Genomic DNA, 24,222 nt, shown 5'->3' with positions numbered 1-24,222 from the left:
AGGTGGTAGTTTAACCTACCATCTCCTCTGGTTTCACTATCCTTTCAAACTCCTCCTCAGTGAGCAGTTGAAGTTTTGCTGCTGCTTCTTTTAGAGTGATATTTTCTTTATAAGCAAGCTTCGCTATTTTTGCTGCATTGTCATATCCTATATGCGTATTTAATATAGTAACTAGCATTAACGACTGATTTAGTAAATCCTTTATTCTTTCTTCGTTTGCTTTAATATCAACTACGCATTTCTCTGCAAAATTTAAACTTGCATCAGCTAAAAGTCTTATGGACTGCAAAACATTGTAAATTATCACCGGCTTAAACACGTTCAATTCAAAGTGACCATTTGAGCCACCAATTGTCACGGCAACATGATTTCCCATAACTTGAGCACATACCATAGTCACCGCTTCGCATTGAGTTGGATTCACCTTACCCGGCATGATTGAAGAGCCAGGCTCATTTTCTGGTAACATTATTTCTCCAATTCCGCATCTTGGACCAGAACCAAGTAGCCTTATATCATTTGCAATTTTCATCAAGCTTACTGCTACTGTATTGAGTGCTCCACTGAGCTCAACTAAAGCATCATTTGCTGCTAGTGCTTCAAACTTATTTTTTGCTGAAATAAATGGAAAATTAGTGATTTTTGCCACTTCTTTAGCAAAATCCTCAGCAAAACCCTTTTTAGTATTGATTCCCGTGCCAACCGCGGTGCCACCTTGTGCAAGTTCATATACATTGATCAGAGTTGACTTTACTCTCTCTATTCCCTTTTTAATCTGAACTGCATAGCCAGAAAATTCCTGCCCAAGTGTTAGAGGAGTTGCATCTTGCAGATGAGTACGCCCTACTTTTATTATATCTTTAAATTCATGAACCTTATTATTTAGCGCTTTATATAATTCTTCAAGATTGGGAATAAGCAAGCGGTTTATTTGCTCTGCTACTGCTATATGCATTGCTGTTGGAAAAGTGTCATTTGATGACTGACCACAGTTTACATGATCATTTGGATGCACTGGAGACTTACTACCTAAATCACCGCCCAAAATTTCTATTGCACGATTGCTGATCACTTCATTCATATTCATGTTAGTCTGAGTTCCAGACCCGGTTTGCCAAACAACAAGTGGAAATTGATTATTAAATTTACCGTCTATTATTTCCTTTGCAGCTGAGCAGATTGCATCCCCCACTCTATTATCTATGCTACCCTGCTTCATGTTAACACGTGCTGCTGCAAGTTTTACTATTGCTAGCGCTTTAATCAGAAACTCTGGCATTTTCTCTGTACCAATTTTGAAATTTTCCAAAGAACGCTGAGTCTGAGCTCCCCAGTAATGTTCACTTGGTACTTTTACTTCTCCTAAGCTATCTGATTCTATTCTAACTTTTTTATCCATATTTCCTCATTCTAGTGCTTGACACTACATATATGAATTAATTAAATCAAATTGTATTTCAGTGTCAAGTTGAGACATTTTTAGTGAAGACCTTAGAAAATTTTCAAGCCATATCTTTTGCTTCTATTATTTTTTTATTGTTATTAAGGCAATCATGCAACCTTAAGCAATAAACCTACTTTCACTCTCTATAAGGCTATTCTACTTAGAGATTGAATAGTGAAAAAATCTTTAAGCGCAGAAGCTATACCTTTGTTTGCTTTCTCTTTTTTTACTTCTACAATCATATAACCCAACATTGCACCTAACGCTAGACTAACGGTCGCTGATGCTGCACAAACTGTAATCACTGCTCCCGCAGAACATGATATTGTCATACCGGCAACATAACCTATTGCACCACTCACGCCAATGCAGACGTATTTCTTCCGCAGTTCTTTTTGTATGTAACCTTTCAGATATTCTTTTACATCTAAATGCCCGTTTCTAGTAGCATAATTCAGAGCAGTGTTTTCATAGCCATCTTTCACATTAACATTTGCTTTTGCTGTTTCTATCAGGTACTTTACTACCTCTAAATAGCCACTTCCAGCAGCCCACATTAGAGCAGTTCTTCCATAGTGATCTGTTGAATTAATATCTTCTTTCTGTTTTTCTATCAGGTATCTTACTGTTTCTAATTGACCATTTTTGGCAGCTGAAAATAATCCTGCATGATTGTTAATCATTTGTGGAAATGATAATATTTTTAGTTTAGAGGGTTGTAACTCTTTAGTATTAAAGTTTAATTGTGCTGGAACAATTTCTACTTCAAGCTCTACATGTTCTCTTGTGAAACGATCAAGTAGGCTTTTTACCTGATCAATTGTTTGAATTCTTACCTTATAATACCGCAATAAAGAATTGATTATTTCCCTGTTGTTAAGAAAAAATATCACTAATTCTATTTTACCTGTTAAATCTTTAGCATAGATTGAGTATTCTATATTTAATCTATCTTGTGAAATATTTTGTATTGTCTCACTCTCTGTCCAAATTCTTACCTGTTCATTAATTATCTTACTTACAAGCATCGAACAGAAAAATCTGTCAAATCAGAAAGAAACACACAAATTTAAGTTTTTAGTAATTTTCAAGTATAGTTGTAGAGGGAGCGCCTCTGCAGTTATGATCGACATTTTCAATGGTGCCTAAGTGCCCGTATGCAAGCATGGTCTTGGAAGGAACGGTCAAATCATTGATGGAGTCATTTAGACTACCTCGGTTAGGAGATTGTACTATCAACCGTTCCAAGCTGAAGCGTTTCCCTGTAACAAATTATATGTAGGAGTTAGCATGAAAAAAGCAAAAAGTAAATTAGAAATAGTGAATCCTAATGCAGCAGGAATAGACATTGGTTCAGCTGTACACAATGTGTGTGTACCTGAAGGAGGAGATGAGCAACGCGTTCAGAAATTTGGTTGCTTTACTGAAGACCTTCATAACTTAGCACAGTGGTTGAAAAAGTGTAAAGTTACAACAGTAGCTATGGAATCAACAGGAGTATACTGGATTACTTTATTTCAAATACTTGAGTCATATAAATTCGAGGTAAGATTGGTAAATGCACGGCATGTAAAGAATGTACCTGGTAGGAAGTCTGACGTTCAAGATTGCCAATGGCTCCAACAACTGCATAGCTAAGGACTGCTTTATGGATCGTTTAGGCCAGATAATCAGATGTGTGTATTGCGCAGTTACGTGCGGCAGCGCAGAAATCTCACTGAAAGTGCATCTACGCATATTCTACGTATGCAGAAGGCATTAATTCAAATGAATATACAATTACACAAGGTTATTAGTCATATTACTGGGATAACTGGTATGAAAATCATTGAAGCTATAATTGAAGGCGAAAGAGATTCTGAAAAATTAGCAGAATTCAGGGACGTGCGAATGAAAAATGATCAGTCTACTATTGCAAAAGCGTTAGCTGGTGACTATAGAGAAGAACACTTATTCACGCTAAAGCAAGAATTTGAACTATATAATATTTATCAAGAAAAATAGCAGAATGTGATAGAAATATTGAAGCCTATTATAAAACGTTTGAAACAAAGTCTTGTGAAAGCAAACAGCTAAGTAAGCAAAAGAATAAAAATAGCAAAAGTAAGCCAAGCTTTGCTTTGTATGAGGAACTGCACCGAATCACTGGTATGGATTTCACTAAAATTCCTGGATTTGATGTATTAAGTATACAAACCATAATTTCAGAAGTTGGTATAAACCACAGTAAATGGCCAACAGAAAAGCACTTTTCGTCGTGGTTGGGACTCAGTCCTGCTAATAAAGTTACAGGGGAAAAAGTGTTTAATACAAGAACACGTAAAGTCATTAACCGTGCTGCAAATGCTTTGCGAATAGCTGCTCATTCTGTAGGAAAGAGTAAAAGTGCGTTGGGTGCATACTACAGAAGATTGAAAAAACGACTGGGAGAACCAAAAGAAATAACAGCTACTGCAAGAAAAATGGCATGCATATTTTATAGTATGCTCAAATACGGACAGGAATATGTAGAAAAAGGAATGGAATACTATGAAACACGCTATAAAGATAGAATTGTAAAAAATTTGATCAAAAAAGCGAGGGAATTTGGCTACATATTAGTTCAACAAGAAGAGTTAGTTGAGTGAGTTTCTTAGGAGAAAAAGTTATCAATATTGGAATGATACTGATGACGGTAGTTTAATTGTCACCTAGATATGTCCATGCTATGAAAATTAGAAGCTGAATTCTTTATTACAGGCGTATTAATCAACCCTCATTCTAGAGCTAGAAGTTAGTAAAATCTCCTGTATAATAAACTGATATGACGCAAGTCTATTATACAGGCTATGTGCATTATCTTCCGCGACCTGTGTTTGTTTTTTCTACTTCAGGAGTATTGACAGGCGTTACCGATGGATCATCAATTTGCTTTAAACCTTCACTTGCGCTTTGGTCTTGATTTGAAAGGAGCTCATTTTGTTGTTGCCCTTCATCATTTAGCGTACTTTTTTGAGCAGTTCCTTTTATATCCTTTACACTCTTTTTATCTTTACCAAAAAGTTTTTCGAATATTTTCTTCAGAAAACGTACCAAAAAGCCTTCTTCTTTTTGATTTTCTTTCGTTTGAGCTATATTTTTCTTTTCACTCAACTGAGATTTTTTATTATTAGATTTTTTTTCTGTAGCATTCCTATCCACTGAGACTTGTTTTAACGAAATTTCAGGCTTTTTGTCGTTCGGTTTATCTTTTATAGGATCTTTGCTTACTGAAGGTTGTGACTTAGTTACTGTATCTGTTTGGACAGAAATCTTTTCTTGTTCAAAGTTTCTATCTTCTGAAACAGCTTTTTCATAAGTATCTGCCTCACTAACTGAGTCATGAATTTTGTCTGTTTGAGCAGAGGTCTTTTCTTGTTTATTTTGCTCAGAAATTTTGTCTTCTAGTATAGTTGCGGTATCTTGAGATTTTTTACTACTTTCAAACTCTGCAGCTTTTTCACTTGTAAAAACGTCTTTTCCTTCATATTTTTGTTTAAATTCAGCAACCTTTTCAAAATCTTGAGCTATTCTTGTAGCTGCACGATCCATTCGACCTTCAAGATTCTGAATCAATTTTGCAATAATCTTCACTTCATCTTTATGCCCTTTTTGAGCTTTAAGTTCCCGGTGCAATTCAACAATAATTTTTACTTTGTCTTCCAATGAAGAGTTCTCTGGTTTAAACTCCCGATTCAATTCGACGATCTTTTCAAAATCTTTAGCTACTTTTTTAGCTGCACGGTTCATTCGATCTCTAAGACTACGATTCAATTTTGCAATAGTCTTGATTTTATCTTCTAGTGAAGAATTATCTGCTATAGAAACATCTTTTAACCTTTTCTCGAGACTTTGTCTAGTTACTTGCCTTTTGTAATCTTTAAGATCTAGACGCAACTCATTGATAATCTTCACTTTATCTTTCAGCGACGTGCTTTCTGGAAAAGCGCCTGCAAAAGCATCTTGAAATTTCTTCTCAATATTTGATATATCTTGAAGCTGTATCATACCTACTATATAAAAGCTTATGCTAAAATAAGTATACTAGGTATTATGTAAAAATGATTAACATAGAAGCTTTATCATCAAAATATTATTTACTTATTAGTTTAAAATACGTCACAATATAAAAATGAAAAATATCCGATTAGCGGTAGTATTCGATTGGGATAATACCTTAGTTGATACTCAAGATAATATTTCTAATGCCATTAAGCATACTTTAGATTTGATGGGATCTGGCAGTAAAGTTGTTGATAGAAATTCTCATGAATCAAGAAAGAGCTACATGGTCAATTTGTTTGGTGATCAGTGGAAAAAAGCGAATCAGATATATCAAAAATACCTAGATAATGCATTGTTACAAAATATTACTCTGAATGAAGGAGTAGAGAAAATGCTGCAGACACTGAAAAGCCACAATATTTACCTAGCGATAGTTAGCAATAAGAAAAATACTAATTTACGTCAAGAAGTTGCCTACTTTAAACTAGATTCTTACTTTGAAAGAATAGTTGGATCATGTGATACTGCAGAAGATAAGCCATCTGCAACTCCACTGCTATTTGCACTAGAGGAGAGTACGCTACCTGTAAATATAGAAAATGTGTTTTTTGTTGGTGACAGCATCACAGACATTCTATGTGCACAAAATGCAAATTGCTTACCTATTGTATACGGACAATCAATAAGAGGTTATGAAGATTTGTTATATTTTCAACATTTTAATAAACTTACAGAATTCATAGTAAAGTATTTGAAAGATAGGTGGTAATGACAGAGATCGCTAGTGTACACAGGCGCTTTTGCGCATATTTAATAGATGTAGCAATTTTATTAATTCCAACCTTACTAATTGTGTTGTCATTAGGGGATTTTCCATTAATTTTACACCTGTCATACATGTGTATAAATTGTGGCTACTTTACATATTTTATATCTTCAACAGCTCAAGCAACTCCTGGTCAACAGTTAATGAATATATATACTATCACTTTAGATAGTTCTAAAATAGGTTTGAGCTTAGCATTTGATCGCACTATCTCTCAGTTTTTCCTTCCTATGCTAAATAATTCAATTATCACCTTTATCAAACTTTTTCAAACATCAGTAAATGCTTTAAGTACACTAGAAGTGATTATAGTGATGCTTACCTTCAGTTGGTATTTAGTTGCTTGCTTCTCTCAGAGGAAACAGGCATTTCATGATGTGCTATTTGATACGATTGTTGTGAGAAAAATGAATTGATGTTGCCTTGATTGTTATGTAGATTACATTGGTATATTAGCTAAAGAAAGGTTATGAATAAAGAAATAGTAGAACATTTAAATAAATTACTTACAAATGAGCTGACTTCTGTACGCCAGTATCTTTTGCATTCTGCGATTCTTAAAAATAGCGGAATCAATAAACTTGCAGAAAAGATGAGAAAGGAGCTTAATGAAGAACTTGAGCATGCAAATAGGCTGGCAGAAAGAATTTTACTGCTTAAGGGCATGCCAAATTTTCAAGATACAAATAAAATCTCAAAGTATGAAGGAAAGTTCACAAAAGATACAATGAAGAAAATCTTAGAAGATAATTCTAACTTAGAAGAAGAAGGTATCAAGGGCATCAAAGAGGCAATTTCCGTTGCTGAAAAAGAAAAGGATTTCGTGAGTGTAATGTTATTAGAAGAACTACTGAAAAATGAGGAAGAGCACTTACATTGGATCAAAGAACAGATTGACCTTATTGAGCTTATGGGTATTGAAAATTACTTGAGAACACAAATATAGAGTGTTAAGAAAAACAGTATTTATTTTCATTATACCTTTTTTACTTCTTTTTTCACTCGGGTTATGGCAGTTATTTAGATTGAGCTGGAAGAATAATATTATCAAAAATATGGATCTTCCGGTTATTCATCTACTGCCTAGTGATAATCTTTCAAAGTTTAACTACAGAAACGTTAAAATCGACGGAATTTTAAGTGATATAGAACTATATGTTTTCGCAGGTCAACGTGGCTATCATGTTCTGTCTCCTATGTTGCTTATCAATGGACATTACATGTTAATAAATAAAGGAATAGTCAGAGAAAAAAAAGAAGAAAAAGCAAAAATTGAAAAAGTAGCTGCTGATGGCGTTTTGTATTGTGATGGTAGCAAAAATTGGTTTATCAAAAATGATATTGCTTCAAATACATGGTTTACCTTAAGTACAGAAGAAATCTCCAATGATCTAGGTATTAAGCTAGAGAAATGTATATTGTGGCAAGACAATTTTGGTGGCAAATTGACTATACAGCCAATAAAGCATCTTGAATACGCAATTACTTGGTTTGCACTTTCCTTGATTTGGCTCATTATGTGCGTATTTTACTATAGGCAAAATATATATAAGTCGTAGAGATACAGTGTGGAAAAAGAAAAGCTACAAATAAAAAAAATGCAACAAAGTGGAAGGAAATACTTATTACAAGGGTTAGTGATATGTCAGTGTTGCAAATCCGTTTATTATGGAATGAGTAATGCTAAGGGAGGAAGAAGTTACTATCGTTGTCCTGGAAAACGTTTTGGTGAATGTAACAGCAAATCAATACGCGCAGATATACTAGAAGGGGTAGTATGGGAAGAAGTGAAGATGTTAAGAGGGCATATAACGAAGGAAAAGTGTGATTTATCAGAGGTAGATTGGGAGACTAAATTTAATATAATTAGAAAGTTAGTTCAGCGTATTGAAATTGATGATGATAATGTACATATGGTGTTTCGATTAAAAGAACTCGCTCTCGAAAGACAAAAAGAAGATATTCAACCTTGTACCAGAATTATAAAGAATGTAGTGCTATCAAATGCAATAGGAATGCATAAAGTTAGCAATGCCCTGGCTGCAATATCAGTTGCAGTGAAACTTGGAATTAGTGATGAAGAGATTAAAAAAGGTCTTTTGGAATTTAAAGGAGTAGCAAGGAGATTTTCTTTAATTGCCGATATTAAAGGTGTTAAGTTAATTGAGGACTATGCTCATCATCCAAATGAAATACAGGCAACCCTGTCAGCAGCACGTTTGACCACTAAAGGAAAGGTAACAGGAATTATCGAGCCGCTTCGTTTTGCTCGTATTCGTAATTTTTTTGATGAGTTCGTACGAATTTTCATGATGTTTGATTATGTAATTCTCACTCCTGTCCATCCTCCACAAGATAAGCCTATTCCTGGCTGTGGAATTGATGATATACAAAAAACCTTGATCAGTAATGGGTTTAATGATGTGAAGATTATGAATGATGCTTTACTCATTTCACATTTTATTAGTAATTCGACAAGTTCAGGAGATGTAGTATTATTTATTGGTGCTGGTAGTAATATAGCTAAACTAGCGAAAGAAACTGCAAAGCTGCTGCTAGTAAAATAAACTTAAGCATTGGTGATTTATATGATAAAATTGTGTAGTAAAACTGGATCCCAGTGTCTAGGCAAACAACTGTACAGACATTGCGATATGGGGATAGCTTCCATTAAGAATGGTGTCATCCCAGTGCCCAGACACTGGGATCCAGAAGACTTAACTTTAAATAAGTGGCTGTATAATAAAAACTGGATTCCAGTGTCAAGCACTGACCATCCGCTACTCAAATTACCTGTATATTGCAATGTTCGTACACTGAAATGTTACAGCGCTGGGGTGACATTTCCCGAACGTGAACACAATTGTGAATCTAGTGGAGGTTTAGCATGATGAAAAAGACGATCAGCAGTGTATTTGCAAGAGAAATTTTAGATAGCAGGGGTTACCCAACAATTGAGGTAGAAATAGAACTATGTGATGGAGCAACAGGTAGAGCCGCTGTCCCTTCTGGGGCTTCGACCGGTAAACTAGAAGCATTGGAGCTGAGAGATCAAGATGAAAAAAGGTATTGTGGTAAAGGAGTGCTGAAAGCTGTTCAATCTGTGAGTGGAGTGATAGCAAATAAAATCATTGGCATGGATGCAGCAAACCAGAGTGCAATTGATAAAGTTTTAATTGAACTAGATGGAACAAAAAATAAATCTAAACTTGGAGCAAATGCAACTTTGGGTGTGTCTCTTGCTGTTGCAAAAGCAGCAGCAAACAGCTTTAAAATGCCGTTATATAAGTATTTGGGAGTAGGGGAAGAGCAGATGCCAGTTCCGCTAATTAACGTCATTAATGGTGGAGTACATGCAGATAATAAACTCGATTTTCAAGAATTTATGATTCTTCCGGTTGGTGCTGAAACTTTCAGTGAAGCAATCAGAATATCTGCAGAGGTATTTCATAACTTGCGCAGCATTCTTAAGAAAAAGGGTTATAGCACAAACGTAGGAGATGAAGGTGGTTTTGCACCAAACATTGGAAGCACTGAAGAAGCTCTTAATTTGATAATTCAGGCTGTAGAATCTGCTGGTTATTCGATGAAAAATCACTTTGAACTGGGTCTTGATGTTGCTGCATCTACTTTTTATGAAGATGGAGTTTATAAATTTGAAAACAGAGAACTCACTTCAGAGGAATTGGTTCAGTATTATTTTGACCTTGTAGGCAAATATCCAATAATTTCTATAGAAGATGCAATGAATGAAGACGACTATGAAGGTTGGAAATTACTTACTGTAAAACTTGGGAATAAAGTTCAATTGGTTGGAGATGATTTATTTGTTACAAATTGTGAACTAATAAGTAAAGGAATAGAGGAAAAAATGGCAAATTCTGTACTAATTAAACCAAATCAAATAGGAACGCTTACGGAAACTCTTGATGCTATTGAAATGGCAAAATCAAATGGCTATAGGGCTATTATTTCGCATCGCTCAGGTGAAACAGAAGATACAACGATATCCCACATAGCGGTTGCATCGAATTGTGGACAAATCAAGACTGGTTCGCTGTCGCGTTCTGATAGGCTTGCAAAGTATAATGAATTAATGAGAATAGAAAGTTCATTAGGAGAAAATGCTAAATATTATTGTGGGTTAGCATGGACTTCATAGACGAAGTTAAATTATATTTAAAAGCAGGTGATGGTGGCGATGGCTGCGCAAGTTTTCGTCGAGAAAAATTCGTTGAATTTGGTGGCCCAAACGGTGGTAATGGGGGCAAGGGAGGAGACATAATTTTCATCAGTGATGCAAATCTCAACACTTTGCTTAATTTTCGTTGTCGAAGACATATTAAAGCAAGTAGTGGAAAAAGTGGCACGAGTAGAGATAGATCTGGCACGGCAGGAAAAGATATTATACTTAAAGTTCCAGTTGGTACACAAATAATCGATGAAGAAAGTGAGGAAGTGATAGTAGATCTTGATAAACCCGACATGGAATTTCAAGTAGCACAAGGTGGAAAAGGTGGACTTGGAAATACTAAATTTAAATCTTCCACCAATAGGGCACCAAGGCATTTTACTCATGGTCAGCCTGGTGAGGAAAGAAACATAGTATTGAAGCTAAAAGTTTTATCTGATGTTGGCATTATTGGTATGCCAAATGTAGGTAAATCTAAATTTTTAACCCGCTGCTCGAATTCTGATACGAAAGTAGGCGATTATGAATTTACTACTATAAGACCACATTTAGGTGTAGCAAAAGTGGATTATAGCGAAATTGTAATAGCAGATATTCCTGGAATAATCGCTGATGCTCATCTTGGAGTTGGGCTCGGACACAAATTTTTAAAGCACATAGAAAGGTGCAAAATTTTACTGCATTTAATTGATGTAACTCACGATGACATTATTTCAGCTTATAATTGTACGCATAATGAACTGAAGCTTTACAATAGCGATCTTGTTGAAAAAGAGGAAATTGTAGTGTTAAATAAATGTGACTTATTGGAAGAAACAGAAATTCTTGAGAAGAAGAATCATTTAGCCAATTATCTTGATAGAGAAGTACTGTGCTTATCAATCGACGATGATTTACAGCCCATCTTAAGATTATTAAATGAAAAAGTGAAAATTAACGAAATTAATGTATATGATCCTTTTAAGATGTGAATTTTTTATTTGACAATCAAAGTCTGGATTCCAGTGGGTATAGCTCTTTTCATAATAGTCCGGAAAGTTCATAGAAAAGCAGAATCAACAGCATGACGAAAAGATGTGAATAGAGGGATGTTTTTCCTAGCTCTATTTTTTATAGCAAACCAATGATGCTCAATTTTATTGAAATCTGGGGAATACGTAGGAAGATACAAAATTTCAGCACCAACTTCTTTAGCAAGTTCAGTAATCTTATTAGACTTATGAAAAGTAGCATTATCAAGGATAACAGTTTGTCCAGGTTCCAAAATCGGTGTCAAAAACTGCTCAAACCATTTATTAAAGATATCCATATTACAATGGCCCTCAAATGTTAACGGAACAACTATTTTTCTACTATTTAGAGCTGCAATCATGCTAATTCGTTGAGTTTTCTTTCCAGATTTTAGGGCATAAAATCGCTGTCCTTTCTGAGAATATCCATAGGGATAGTCTTCGGTATTATCAATACCAGATTCATCTATATATACTAAGTTTTGAGGTTCTTTCGTTGCTATAATTTTCAAAAATTCAGCACGTTTTTCTTCATTCCTTTCTTTGTATCCATATGTCTTTTTTTTGCGTGTGAGTCCAATTTTTTTAAGAGCTAGATGAATCGTTGGGATACTAACATTACTCCAAAGCTTAGCCATTTCCGATAGAGTTTTTCCACCATGTTTTTTGGCAAATTCAGTAAATTTATTCCAGTCGGTAATTTTATGATTATAACCTCCATTTCCAAGTTTTTTCGACTGAAAATCTCCTGTTTCTTTTTTTCTTTGCTGCCACTCCCATAATGTAGTTCTTCCAATTTTAAATCTTTCTGCTACCGTTTCTCTGCTTTCCCCTTCGTCTAGTACCTCCATTGCTTTTTTTCTTAAATCATAACTATATGCTGCTGGCATACTTACCTTCACTACTATAAACTCTTATTTTAAACCGTTTGGACCATTATGAAAAGAGCTATAATTTGTATAATTCTGTGTGCAATCTTCATAGCTGTTTTAGACAGTTCACTAGATTCTTAATTAGGGGACATGTCTAACTTAGAAAAGGTTTTTATAAATGTTAAAGTGAATAATTATGTTTTTCGGGAATGTTCAAAAAAGCATACGCGTCAAGTTAAGAGATTGTGAGCAAATTTAGAGAAGTTAAGGTGGATACCCTAGTTTTTCTGCACTTGTCTTTTAATGAAAACTGCGACCAAGTTATGGTAAGCTTTTTGAGAAAAATATTTAAGCCTTTAATTTTATTATTTAGTGCTAAAAATAACTCTCTAACCCGTCTTTTTAGCTCAATAAATGCCTTTGTTAAGCTAAGCTCCGTATTTTTTTTCAGTTCTGTGCAACCCACTATTCCATGAAATATAAGAATTGCACACAATTTGGCATATAGCTCACATAATACTCTGTATGGCTTTCCTCTCAGCTTATCAATCCTTATATTACTCTTATATAATTTGAACAATAATTCAATTTGCCATCTTATTCGGTAAACTACTAGTATTTGCTCAGCATTAATCTTACTTTTTGGAACATTATAGTATTTTCTAAAATGAATGGATAAATTTCCATTATGGTATTACCAACCAAAAGTTGTAAGTCTGTACATTTATACATTAGAGGTCTGAGGCGGCTTTTGATGGTATGCCAACAGTGTTCTATGGGATTCAAATCTGGTGAATATGTTGGAAGATACAGCACATGAAAGCCAAAAGACTCTATTAATGATTTTGTTTTAGTGGTCTTATGAAATGTAGCATTATCCATAACTATGGTTGTGCCAAGTGGCAATTTAGGTAATAACATCTTCTCCAACAATATATTGAATACCTCTTTTTCACACCCACCTTTGAAAGTCATTGGTGCAATAAATCTCATTCCAATCCACCCGGCTACTATACTGATTCTCTCTCGAGTTCTCCCTGGAACATCTGCATAAATTTTCTTTCCTCTTGGAGCACGTCCATATTCTCGGTATAACTTATTATCAACTCCTGCTTCATCTATATATAAGATGCTGGAATGTTCTATTTTTGAGATTTTATCAATAAATTGCTGCCTATCTTCTTGATTGCGCTCTTGATATAGTGTGACTTTTTTTAAAGTAATTTTTAGCTGTTTTAGTCTATACCAAATTGAATTTATTCCAAATCCAAGATTTTGTTTCATCTCTGCCAGAGTATGATCTGGATTCTTTGTAACATATTCTTCGAGTATTTTTGGGTCTATTTTTCGAATAAAGCTACCGTTTTTAGATGGCTTTAAGCTTTCACCATCAGCTTTCTTTTTAACCAGCGGTACAGAGTTGCTATTCCTATCTCCATGAGCTCTGCTATCTCAACCTTTGTCTTCCCTTTTTCTATCATCAATACTGCCTTTTCCCTTAAATCCACACTATATGCCATTATAACTCAAATACTTTGTTATACCTTTATCATTTGCTTTGGGAAATACTATAGTATCGGATTTATAACGACTTATGAAATAAGCTCCTATTTCATTGATGTGTTTAAAAGAACTTGGCACAAAATAACCCAAATCAGATATTAGTAAATCGTTGTTCGATATATTGCTTAAATGGCTTCTATAACCCTGATCTGACCTTATTCCTTCAGTTATATTAAGCTGGTCTAATGTCTGGTTTAGGTAGTCAAAAACTAATTGTAACTTTATTCCAGACTTAGTATTGCTTTCATAACCACTGTAGCTGGTACCATAACCTTTATACATGTCTTCCATACTGTTAGGTAAGCTAATGTAGCTGCTGTCTAATAATTTAACACCTCCAAAGTGCTTCAAGATTCTGCAATCAACTTGTAAGGTATTTTTAAGTAACGTTAAAGATTCATTATACATTCTTTTCATAAATTCCACTGCTTCCTTGGTAAATCTAAAGTCCAGACCTTGTTTTGTTATATTTATCGAGTCTTCATTCAATAATTGACACACTGTCTCTATACTACAATTATCAACCCCTATATTACCCAAAACGATGGCTTTTATGAACTACGAGCCTTTTAGCTTCCTCTTTCTTTTTATGAACCCTGTTGTAGCTGAGATTTTATCTGCTTTTTCATTAAAAAATTCTTTGAGCTTTTTTGAGATGCAAACTATTCTTTTCATTGTATAAGTTCTCCGTTTTCTTTGTTAGATTTAAGAGAACTTATATCTTTTCTTTCTCTTCCTTACACTAAGTTTATTACCACAGTTCCTTAACTTGACGCGTATGCTTCTTTGAACATTCCCAAATTTTTGAAAGGTTTGAACTAATATAGAAAAGATTTTATAAAAATATCAGTCTATTAGTGTCACGGCAAATTGAATTATTTACTCCTTCAAAAAAGGTCGTATATTTTTGAGAACAAGCAGCGTAAAAATAGGATTGTAGAAATAGAAGATTTAAATTATTTCAATAAGCTTAGGCAAAACAGTTCGTATGTAGATATGGATAAAACGTTCTAATTTGGCTAGTTTTAGCGTATAATAAAGTTGGCATACTAAAAAGTTCGTATGTATCGAGTGGTAGACCAATGCATTCCAAGAAAAATACTTCTCACGTCTTTTAATTTTGAGTATCATAATGGTTATTTTATTTAAATTTTTAGTAGAGTATATTAAAAGTCCAGTTTACTTAAATCTGTTCGATACTTTCCCTCATCTCTTGCCTGAATATTCTTTCTTTATACACTACCTATTTCTTGATTTGTGGACAATCTCTTAAATAAAACAGCACGAAAATAAAATAATTGTTTGTATTTTTAATTTTACTTATTATCCTGTAGCTATATATGGAATATGGTCTTATACCAATAATCGTTATTGGGAAGACAAATGAAATAGGTTATAAATTTGCTTAACTCCAATTATAGGCAAAAAGAGCTCTTTTCATCTGTTTTATTACTAATGGTAGTTGGTATTACACTATTATATAAAACAAATTTAAGGTGATTATGTTAAGCTTAGAATATCTAAAAGAAAAGAAGAAGGGGAATAATTTACTCGTTGGTGAACTATTAGGGCAAGAGTGGGTTGCGTATCAACAACTACAGGAAAGAAAAACGATTTTAAAACGCCCAAAGCGTGATAGTGAAGATTTCATGAAGAAATGCAAGGAAGCTTCCGAGAGTGAAAATCTGCAAGCTAGTGATTTATGCCAATTTCTTCGTAAAAATCCACCAAGCCTTTCTGTCAGTTTACATGTCGGACATACAGACCGTGTAGTGTACAAGATCGTTAAAGTAATATTACGAGATCAATCATATATATTGAATTACAATGATGCTCGTAATGTCCTTGTTTTACTGTTTAGTCGTATTAAAAGTGCTGCTTTTTATGGCAAAAAAATGAGTGATGATGAAAACAAAGAGATAAAGGGATTACTGCACGAGCTTGTGAAAAAAGATCTGCGTGGTAATTTAAATTATGCAGATGCTGCTCGTATTCTTTCTTCAATCGCAGATCTTGGTTTGAATTTTTTTCAAAATCAGGAGAGTATAAGGCAATTTATTGTTAATCTTACAGCAGCAAAATCTTATGGTGAGTTAATTCCTCAGGATGCTTATGATATTTTATTTGCAATCGGGAGGATTAGTTTAAAGTCTTTTGTGGACGATAATCTTAGAAGTATAGAGAGCTTTACTTTGAAGATTGAACAAACTCTTAGCTTAAGGGGGGTTAATTTGCCACAATTAGCTCGACAACGTAGGTCACCAGAAGAAGATTTATATCAGGCGAAAGAGAAATTTATAACATCTCTTATGGGAAGAGTAAAACATGATACTTCTTTCAGGGAATTTTTAAATACATCTGAGGGAACGAATATGTTTAATGTTATATATAGAGAGAAAGTGAACACCAAGATAACCTCTATATTAGGTGGAATACACAGTGGTTCTGTAAAGAGTTTAAAAGATTTATATAACCTTTGGTTTGATGGAAATGGACGGAAAGGATATCGTTTAAAAACCTTAGAAGAACGTGGTGTAAATCTAACTAGGATGTCATCTATCTTAACTCGATCGGGAGCTAAAGGTCCAGATGCTTTTAAACAGTTATATGACCTTTGGTTTGATGAAGATAGACAGAAAGGATATCGTTTAAGGACCTTAGAACAACATGGTGTGGATCTGGTTAGGATGTCATCTATCTTAAATGGATCGGGAGCTAAAGGTCCAGATGCTTTTAAACAGTTATATGACCTTTGGTTTGATGGAGATAGACAGAAAGGATATCGTTTAAGGACCTTAGAACAACATGGTGTGGATCTGGTTAGGATGTCATCTATCTTAGCTGGATCGGGAGCTAATGCTGCAAATGCTTTTAAACAGTTATATGACCTTTGGTTTGATGGAAATGGACGGAAAGGATATCCTTTAGAAACCTTAGAAGAACATGGTGTGGATCTGGTTAGGATGTCATCTATCTTAGCTGGATCGGGAGCTAAAGGTCCAGATGCTTTTAAAGAGTTATATAAACTTTGGTTTGATGGAAATGGAGAGAGAGGATATCGTTTAAGTACCTTAGAACAACATGGTGTGGATCTGGTTAGGATGTCATCTATCTTAAATGGATCGGGAGCTAAGGCTGCAGATGCTTTTAAACAGTTATATCAAAGTTGGTTTGATGAAAATAGACAGAAAGGATATCGTTTAAGGACCTTAGAACAACATGGTGTAGGTCTGGCTAGTATTTCATCTATCTTAAATGGATCGGGAGCTAAGGCTGCAGATGCTTTTAAAGAGTTATATAAACTTTGGTTTGATGGAAGTGGAGAGAGAGGATATCGTTTAAAAGCCTTAGAACAACATGGTGTAGGTCTGGCTAGTATTTCATCTATCTTACATGGATCGGGAGCTAAGGCTGCAGATGCTTTTAAAGAGTTATATAAACTTTGGTTTGATGGAAGTGGAGAGAGAGGATATCGTTTAAGTACCTTAGAACAACATGGTGTGGATCTGGCTACGATGTCATCTATCTTAAATGGATCGGGAGCTAAGGCTGCAAATGCTTTTAAAGAGTTATATGACCTTTGGTTTGATGGAGATAGACAGAAAGGATATCGTTTAAGGACCTTAGAACAACATGGTGTGGATCTGGCTACGATGTCATCTATCTTAAATGGATCGGGAGCTAAGGCTGCAAATGCTTTTAAAGAGTTATATGACCTTTGGTTTGATGGAGATAGACAGAAAGGATATCGTTTAAGGACCTTAGAACAACATGGTGTGGATCTGGTTAGGATGTCATCTATCTTAAATGGATCGGGAGCTAAAGGTCCAGATGCTTTTAAACAGTTATATGACCTTTGGTTTGATGGAGATAGACAGAAAGGATATCGTTTAAAAGACTTAGAAGAACATGGTGTGGATCTGGTTAGGATGTCATCTATCTTAAATGGATCGGGAGCTAAAGGTCCAGATGCTTTTAAAGAGTTATATGACCTTTGGTTTGATGGAGATAGACAGAAAGGATATCGTTTAAGGACCTTAGAACAACATGGTGTGGATCTGGCTACGATGTCATCTATCTTAAATGGATCGGGAGCTAAGGCTGCAAATGCTTTTAAAGAGTTATATGACCTTTGGTTTGATGGAGATAGACAGAAAGGATATCGTTTAAAAACCTTAGAAAAACATGGTGTGGATCTGGCTACGATGTCATCTATCTTACATGGATCGGGAGCTAAGGCTGCAAATGCTTTTAAAGAGTTATATGACCTTTGGTTTCATCGAAATGGAGAGAAAAGAGATCGTTTAAGAACCTTAGAAAAACATAGTGTGGATCTGGCTACGATGTCATCTATCTTAAATGGATCGGGAGCTAAGGCTGCAAATGCTTTTAAAGAGTTATATGACCTTTGGTTTCATCGAAATGGAGAGAAAAGAGATCGTTTAAGAACCTTAGAAAAACATGGTGTGGATCTGGCTACGATGTCATCTATCTTACATGGATCGGGAGCTAAAGGTCCATATGCTTTTAAACAGTTATACAAACTTTTGTTTGATGTAACTGGACGGAAAGGATATCGTTTAAAAACCTTAGAAGAACATGGTGTGGATCTGGCTACGATGTCATCTATCTTAGCTGCATCGGGATCTAAAGGTCCATATGCTTTTAAACAGTTATATGACCTTTGGTTTGATGGAAATGGACGGAAAACGCAGTATTATGGAAATAAATTGAAAGAAAACAGGAATGATGACGTATCGCTTGTCGAAGAGAGTGAAATAGATGATGGAGTAGAGCCTATCGAACAGGAAGCAGAACTTGAAAGTCCTAATGTGGAAATGACTACCAAGAAAAAGAAAAGACCTTCATCACTAGAGCAACAACAAGCTAAAAAAGCAAAACAAGGATCATCAAGTGGGCAGGAAGCAGAACTTGAAAGTCCTAATGTGGAAATGACTACCAAGAAAAAGAAAAGACCTTCATCACTAGAGCAACAACAAGCTAAAAAAGCAAAACAAGGATCATCAAGTGGGCAGGAAGCAGAACTTGAAAGTCCTAATGTGGAAATGACTACCAAGAAAAAGAAAAGACCTTCATCACTAGAGCAACAACAAGCTAAAAAAGCAAAACAAGGATCATCAAGTGGGAAAGAATGTCTTGCTGTTTTGAGGCACAAAAGAGAAGTAGAAAGTAGATGTTTATTCACCTGGGAAGATGTAGATGCGTTTAATGAGGAGAAGGATGAGAGAAGGGATTTTAGTAAGATTAAGATAGATAGCGAAAAGTTCATCAATTACGTTAAGGATTTTCCGCAAAAAAAGGTGAATCAGCTAATTCAGCTGGCAGATGAGGTAAAAGTTACAGGTAACGCTAGAGATCTTGTTAATAGAATCATTAGAGATCAAAAAGTTATGAGTCATTTAGAGAGAGCAGGGGAAATCTCCGAAATGACCATGCGCGGAATGATGGCTAAAAATGTATTAGCTGACTTTTTAAATGGTAATTATCAAGGCGTAGCAGTTAATGTGGGTTTTATGGCAGGTGGTCAAGGATTTGCTAAGGTTGCTGAATCTGTATCTCTTAAGGGATTAAAATTAGCTGAAGAAGGAAGACTGTTAGTTGGTGGAGCTTTAAAAGCAGCATCACCTTTTCTTGCTCGTGGTACTTCTGCTTTTGTTATCTACGATCTAGTCAATCAGATAAAAGCATTTAAAAATGGTACAGAAGAAGCACTAGTTGGTATAGTAGGAGATGGTATTTACTTGGGAGTTGAAGCTGCAGAGATTGGTGTGAAAGTTGCTGAAGGTTTTGGAATACTGGAAGGAGTGTCAAGTGTTACTGGTCCTATTGGAGCTGCAATTGGCGCTGTAGTATTTGTTGGCACTGATATTTATATGGCAGTAAAGAGAGTTGATAAAATTGATCAGATTGTTCATCTAACTGGGAATGAGAAGTTTGTTGAAGGTTTACGTGCATTTATAGGTATGAAGCCTGAGAAGTATATAGAAGAGCTCATCGAGAAAAAACAACTTTATAACCAATTAGTGAAGCAAGGACTTGAGTATTTAAAACAGCATAGTGATATTCAAAGATATGTTTCTCCCACTGTTAAGTTAGTAGATGTTTGTTCTGAGGTACCAACTAGTTTTATGTGCAACATCCCCCCGACGTGGGAACTAGACAATATACCAGAACCGCTCAGAGCAGTGTGCTCTACATATATAGGATATGTCAAGAAATGCGTAAAGAAGTTTGAGGTAGATTTGGACAATGTTGTGCTACTTGATAGAAAGGTAGAAAATGTAACGTGGGGTAGTAGAGAAATATCAGAGGATCTTAATGATGGAAAATTGTTTTGTTTCACAAAGGGAGATGGTGAACCTGCGCCAAGTTATGGATCTTATCTTTGTGAAGAAGCAATTGGTGTAGCTGATTTATCCCCTAATAAAACAGGAAACGGAACTCTCATTGCATTGGGAAAAGGAGATGATATTGCGAGGGGATTTAAAGATAGTCCCAGTGTCTTTTTGGTAGAAGATGGTGATAAAAAATTCACTGGAGGTGATAAAGATGACCTTTTTATCCTAATGGATAATAACATTACAGGAATGTTAAAAGGAGGTGGTGGTATTGATACCTTAGATCTAACTAGATTTGCTGGAGATGTTACAAAAGTCGAAGTTGATCTTCTCAACACTGGATATGTAATGTATGGTCTTAATTGCTTGTGGATGGAAGACGTTGAAAGTGTTTTAGGTAGAAAAGGAAGTTCAGAATCTATATTTAGTGCATGTGATACAAAGTTTTTAGATGGACAAGGTTCTTATGGAAACACTCCAGACACTATACTAATAAGAAGTCAAGTAAGTGGTAACACCTGTAGTTATAAGATAAAAATTGTAGTAAGACCTAATACTAATATTAACAATCAAGCTTCTACAGGAGAGTTCAACTACATTGTTTTACCTGAAAGAGGAAAAGCAGTTGTGAATATATCGAGCTTGTTGTCTGGTGAAGCAAGTGATAGACATAATTTCTTTTTTAATTCTTCGGTTTCTCAGCTTATGGGAATATATATTCAGAACGTTACTCAAGTTTACAATCACATAGTAAAGAGTGCTACTTTTAGTTTCGCACCTAGTGGATTTGATAGTAGGTCGTATAATATTAGCGATTTGCTTAACTTACCCGTGAATTTAGAATTTTTGTTTAATTTATTTGCAAGGGGTAAGAGTAACCTTACTAAAGTTCCCAATAGCACAATTAGGATTGATGACATTTGTAACTTCACAGTTGCTGATAAAGATAGATTGATGAGTGAATTTAATAGTGCGTTTTATAACGAAATGTTTAATATAACTATTTCAGATATTCCAGTTAATGCTTCTTATAGATTTGGTAATCAAGCTGAAATAAAGATAGGAAAAAAAGGTAAAGCGTATTTCCTAGAAAGGACTAATAAGTCTAGCGAAGAAGTGATAAGAGAATATTTACCTATAGCGAAGAGAATAGGTGGAATGTCATTTTTTGTTCAATCACTTTTAAGTAATGAGACAGTAGTAATAGGAAGTGGAGATCATGAAGTAATACATAGTAATCCACCTTATAGGAGTCATTTAGTTGGTAATGGTGGTGAAAATGTATATGTAATTGATTCTGGAACTAAGGAGGTTGTTATTCATGATGTTGATGAGGAGAATTCAATAGATGCGATTGACTTAAGCAATGTAGCAAAAGAAGTACAAATAATTAGATCTGGAAATGATTTGTTATTAAAAGCAACGGTGAAAGAGCAAGGTTCATCATGTACTGTGAGTTTGAAAGATGGAGTAGAGAGATATAACAAGATACATGTAATAGTGACAAATGTTCCTATGACAATCAGCATTCACAACAATCAGTGGAGTTTAAAACCGCAGCCTTTAGTGTTTGAAAAGGATAAAGAGATTATTATAGTAAACGATCAAGATGTGGAGAAAGATAGTAAGATTATCACACCTAGAAAAGGAGGAAAGTATAAGTTTGTTCGTAGTAATAATAATGATCTGATGATAACAAATGTTTTTGATGCTAGTATTACTGAAGATGATTTCTGCACCATTACACTTAAAAAGTTCTATATAAAAGATAAGATGAGAAAATTATACATACAGTTTGCTGATCAAGAAATAGTGTTAAGAGATCATGAGAAAGAAATAAGTGAGGCAAGAGATGTAAGTATTGTAAAAAGAGAGTATAGGGAAGAAAATACAAAACAACGCAGACGTCGTCGTGACACTGGAGGTTATCATGTGCACTCATCACGAAAATCTCTTGTTGCGGATTTAAATAATCAAACTGAGATAGCAGCAAGTAGTGGCACAAGACCGTCTTCATGGATAAATGATTTATTTGGTTGGATAAGAAGCTCTGTGAGTGGGTTATTAAGTTCTGAGCCTGCATTACCTAGGAAAACATCAATCACTCCAACTCCAATCTCACAAGTTGATGCACCAGTGGATGTAAATGGTACAATAATGTTGCTTGACGTGCTTGTAAGAAAGTTTACGGGTAAAAAATATATATCTGAAGTAGATCAATCTATACCTTTATTAGAAGCAAGAGGTTATGCACTCAATATTACAAAGGGATTTGAGAAAGTAGTAGAGCGAGCTGGATTAAAAAGTGGTGTATCAATGCATCGATTAAATATTGATTTTGTGGAAATATATAAAGAAGTTACAGGAAAAATCATGAGTGGTAAATTTGATGAGATCTCAGGAGTTTTAAGTTCGTATTTAGAGAAAGCATGTCCTAGTAGAGAAGCAGGATGTCCTGGTAAGTTAAGTTCGAAGAAGTTTGATAAGTTTATGGTAGAGTTTAATAGCAGGATAAATGTTGTACTAAATCGATCGATACAACGGATATTACACAACGTAGATGGTAGATTAGAAGTTGATGGTGCAAAGCAAATGAATTTAGAGCCTCAAAGTTATTTAAGTAATGCTTCCGTTCAAGGCCATTCAAAAGTATCAACTTGTCTTTCTGATATAGGAGTAACTAAGCTTGTGAATAACCTCAGTAGGTAGATTAAAATATGAGAGATGGAGATATAATATGTCAAGTAGTGGAAAATTTAAAGTGAGGGTAGCCAAAATAATTAGGGAAACCAGTATCAAGTTTGATGGTCTTAATACTAAAATGGATGAAGTAGAAATTAACTGCTAAGTGATTAATGTATTTTCCATATTGAACTTACAGCACGTAGCTTTGATATAGAAGTTTGGGTAACGTTATGATAGTAATTTATATAATTCTTTGTGCAATCTTCATAGCTGTTTTAGATAGTTCACTAGATTCTTAATTAGGTGATATGTCGAACTTAGAGAAGGTTTTCATAAATGTTGAAGTGAATAATTATCTTTTTTCCTTGAATTGTAAAATTTCAGAATGAGAGAGACCGGTAATTTGAGCTATAACATCTATAGGGACACTGGCCTTGAGTGAGTTTTTGGCTACTTCAATATCCCTTTCTTTGCGACCTTCCACTCTGCCTTTTTCATGGCCGATTTGGATGCCTTCTTTCCTGCCCTTCTCTTCTCCAATTTGGATGCCTTCATGTTTAGCATCATCGAGTTTTTGAGCAAGGACACCCTGTTCATCACAAATACGCTTGATTTTTTGTTCATAGGCAATAAATTCTTTTTCTGACCAGTTGAACCTATTTAGCTCTTCATACGCTCTTTTAATTATTAGATCACTTCCTATTATTCTCTCTAGCTCTTCTTCACTATAGTATTTTCTAAAATGAATGGATAAATTTCCATTATGGTATTACCAACCAAAAGTTGTAAGTCTGTACATTTATACATTAGAGGTCTGAGGCGGCTTTTGATGGTATGCCAACAGTGTTCTATGGGATTCAAATCTGGTGAATATGTTGGAAGATACAGCACATGAAAGCCAAAAGACTCTATTAATGATTTTGTTTTAGTGGTCTTATGAAATGTAGCATTATCCATAACCATGGTTGTGCCAAGTGGCAATTTAGGTAATAACATCTTCTCCAACAATATATTGAATACCTCTTTTTCACACCCACCTTTGAAAGTCATTGGTGCAATAAATCTCATTCCAATCCACTCGGCTACTATACTGATTCTCTCTCGAGTTCTCCCTGGAATATCTGCATAAATTTTCTTTCCTCTTGGAGCACGTCCATATTCTCGGTATAACTTATTATCAACTCCTGCTTCATCTATATATAAGATGCTGGAATGTTCTATTTTTGAGATTTTATCAATAAATTGCTG

15 protein-coding genes and 5 pseudogenes are annotated in these 24,222 nt (G+C 34.8%); 10 read left to right on the top strand and 10 right to left on the bottom strand.

Annotation, left to right across the window (positions count from 1 at the left end; genetic code table 11):
- Positions 1 to 10 precede the first annotated feature (10 nt).
- Entirely contained in the window at positions 11 to 1,399 is a 1,389-nt protein-coding gene (fumC, locus tag M3L71_RS05705; RefSeq protein WP_264683365.1) for a class II fumarate hydratase, read from the bottom strand.
- A gap of 188 nt (positions 1,400 to 1,587) precedes the next feature.
- Entirely contained in the window at positions 1,588 to 2,472 is an 885-nt protein-coding gene (locus M3L71_RS05700) for an ankyrin repeat domain-containing protein (protein ID WP_280143346.1), read from the bottom strand.
- Between the two features lie 262 nt (positions 2,473 to 2,734).
- On the opposite strand from M3L71_RS05700, the pseudogene M3L71_RS05695 reads away from it, so the two are divergent.
- Positions 2,735 to 4,071: pseudogene (locus M3L71_RS05695) on the top strand (IS110 family RNA-guided transposase).
- A gap of 208 nt (positions 4,072 to 4,279) precedes the next feature.
- Here the strand turns inward: M3L71_RS05695 and M3L71_RS05690 are convergent.
- Positions 4,280 to 5,470 carry a lipocalin/fatty-acid binding family protein gene (locus tag M3L71_RS05690; RefSeq protein ID WP_280143345.1) on the bottom strand — a complete coding sequence of 397 codons (1,191 nt, stop codon included), beginning with the start codon at positions 5,468 to 5,470 and terminating at the stop codon, positions 4,280 to 4,282.
- Positions 5,471 to 5,594: 124 nt separating this feature from the next.
- On the opposite strand from M3L71_RS05690, the gene M3L71_RS05685 reads away from it, so the two are divergent.
- The 8 genes and pseudogenes from M3L71_RS05685 to cgtA all read left to right on the top strand — a co-directional run bounded on the left by M3L71_RS05685 (position 5,595) and on the right by cgtA (position 11,456).
- Positions 5,595 to 6,236, top strand: a complete 642-nt coding sequence (locus M3L71_RS05685) for an HAD family hydrolase (protein WP_280143344.1) — start codon at positions 5,595 to 5,597, stop codon at positions 6,234 to 6,236.
- Positions 6,236 to 6,709 carry an RDD family protein gene (locus M3L71_RS05680; protein WP_064085312.1) on the top strand — a complete coding sequence of 158 codons (474 nt, stop codon included), beginning with the start codon at positions 6,236 to 6,238 and terminating at the stop codon, positions 6,707 to 6,709. The genes M3L71_RS05685 and M3L71_RS05680 overlap by 1 nt, the downstream gene beginning before the upstream one ends.
- Positions 6,710 to 6,762: 53 nt before the next feature.
- Positions 6,763 to 7,239, top strand: coding sequence for a bacterioferritin (bfr, locus tag M3L71_RS05675; RefSeq protein WP_280143343.1), 477 nt, complete (start codon positions 6,763 to 6,765; stop codon positions 7,237 to 7,239).
- Between the two features lies 1 nt (position 7,240).
- On the top strand, positions 7,241 to 7,852 hold the full coding sequence (locus tag M3L71_RS05670; protein ID WP_052264983.1) for an SURF1 family protein: 612 nt from the start codon (positions 7,241 to 7,243) through the stop codon (positions 7,850 to 7,852).
- A 9-nt stretch (positions 7,853 to 7,861) separates the two neighbouring features.
- Complete coding sequence (locus M3L71_RS05665; protein WP_280143342.1) at positions 7,862 to 8,860, top strand: recombinase zinc beta ribbon domain-containing protein; 999 nt, start codon at positions 7,862 to 7,864, stop codon at positions 8,858 to 8,860.
- Positions 8,861 to 8,980: 120 nt separating this feature from the next.
- Positions 8,981 to 9,114 (top strand): annotated as a pseudogene (locus M3L71_RS08610) (WPE palindromic element domain-containing protein); the annotation flags it as partial.
- Positions 9,115 to 9,180: 66 nt separating this feature from the next.
- The gene (gene eno, locus M3L71_RS05655; RefSeq protein WP_280143341.1) at positions 9,181 to 10,455 is read left to right on the top strand and encodes a phosphopyruvate hydratase; all 1,275 of its coding nucleotides are present in this window, start codon (positions 9,181 to 9,183) and stop codon (positions 10,453 to 10,455) included.
- Complete coding sequence (gene cgtA, locus M3L71_RS05650) at positions 10,443 to 11,456, top strand: Obg family GTPase CgtA (protein WP_280143340.1); 1,014 nt, start codon at positions 10,443 to 10,445, stop codon at positions 11,454 to 11,456. The genes eno and cgtA overlap by 13 nt, the downstream gene beginning before the upstream one ends.
- A 68-nt stretch (positions 11,457 to 11,524) precedes the next feature.
- Here cgtA and M3L71_RS05645 read toward each other — a convergent pair whose 3' ends face one another.
- The 5 genes and pseudogenes from M3L71_RS05645 to M3L71_RS05625 all read right to left on the bottom strand — a co-directional run.
- Positions 11,525 to 12,385 carry an IS630 family transposase gene (locus M3L71_RS05645; RefSeq protein WP_280143339.1) on the bottom strand — a complete coding sequence of 287 codons (861 nt, stop codon included), beginning with the start codon at positions 12,383 to 12,385 and terminating at the stop codon, positions 11,525 to 11,527.
- A gap of 217 nt (positions 12,386 to 12,602) precedes the next feature.
- A pseudogene (locus tag M3L71_RS05640) lies at positions 12,603 to 13,019 on the bottom strand (transposase); the annotation flags it as partial.
- Positions 12,980 to 13,699, bottom strand: a complete 720-nt coding sequence (locus tag M3L71_RS05635; protein ID WP_280144155.1) for an IS630 family transposase — start codon at positions 13,697 to 13,699, stop codon at positions 12,980 to 12,982. The gene M3L71_RS05635 and the pseudogene M3L71_RS05640, both read right to left, overlap by 40 nt.
- Before the next feature lie 44 nt (positions 13,700 to 13,743).
- Positions 13,744 to 13,887 (bottom strand): IS630 transposase-related protein, encoded by a 144-nt coding sequence (locus M3L71_RS05630; protein WP_280143338.1) that lies wholly within the window; start codon positions 13,885 to 13,887, stop codon positions 13,744 to 13,746.
- A gap of 43 nt (positions 13,888 to 13,930) precedes the next feature.
- Positions 13,931 to 14,605, bottom strand: a pseudogene (locus M3L71_RS05625) (IS4 family transposase); the annotation flags it as partial.
- Positions 14,606 to 15,432: 827 nt separating this feature from the next.
- Between M3L71_RS05625 and M3L71_RS05620 the strand changes: the two are divergent.
- The gene (locus tag M3L71_RS05620; protein WP_280143337.1) at positions 15,433 to 22,998 is read left to right on the top strand and encodes a latrotoxin-related protein; all 7,566 of its coding nucleotides are present in this window, start codon (positions 15,433 to 15,435) and stop codon (positions 22,996 to 22,998) included.
- Between the two features lie 328 nt (positions 22,999 to 23,326).
- Here the strand turns inward: M3L71_RS05620 and M3L71_RS05615 are convergent.
- Together M3L71_RS05615 and M3L71_RS05610 are read right to left on the bottom strand one after the other, a co-directional pair.
- Positions 23,327 to 23,722 (bottom strand): annotated as a pseudogene (locus M3L71_RS05615) (nuclease/transposase family protein); the annotation flags it as partial.
- On the bottom strand, positions 23,686 to 24,195 hold the full coding sequence (locus tag M3L71_RS05610; protein ID WP_280144154.1) for an IS630 family transposase: 510 nt from the start codon (positions 24,193 to 24,195) through the stop codon (positions 23,686 to 23,688). The pseudogene M3L71_RS05615 and the gene M3L71_RS05610, both read right to left, overlap by 37 nt.
- Between the last annotated feature and the right edge of the window lie 27 nt (positions 24,196 to 24,222).

This window comes from Wolbachia endosymbiont of Frankliniella intonsa, from assembly GCF_029856955.1.
In the GTDB taxonomy this organism is placed as follows: Bacteria; Pseudomonadota; Alphaproteobacteria; order Rickettsiales; family Anaplasmataceae; genus Wolbachia.
This window is presented reverse-complemented; position numbering and strand designations above follow the sequence as displayed.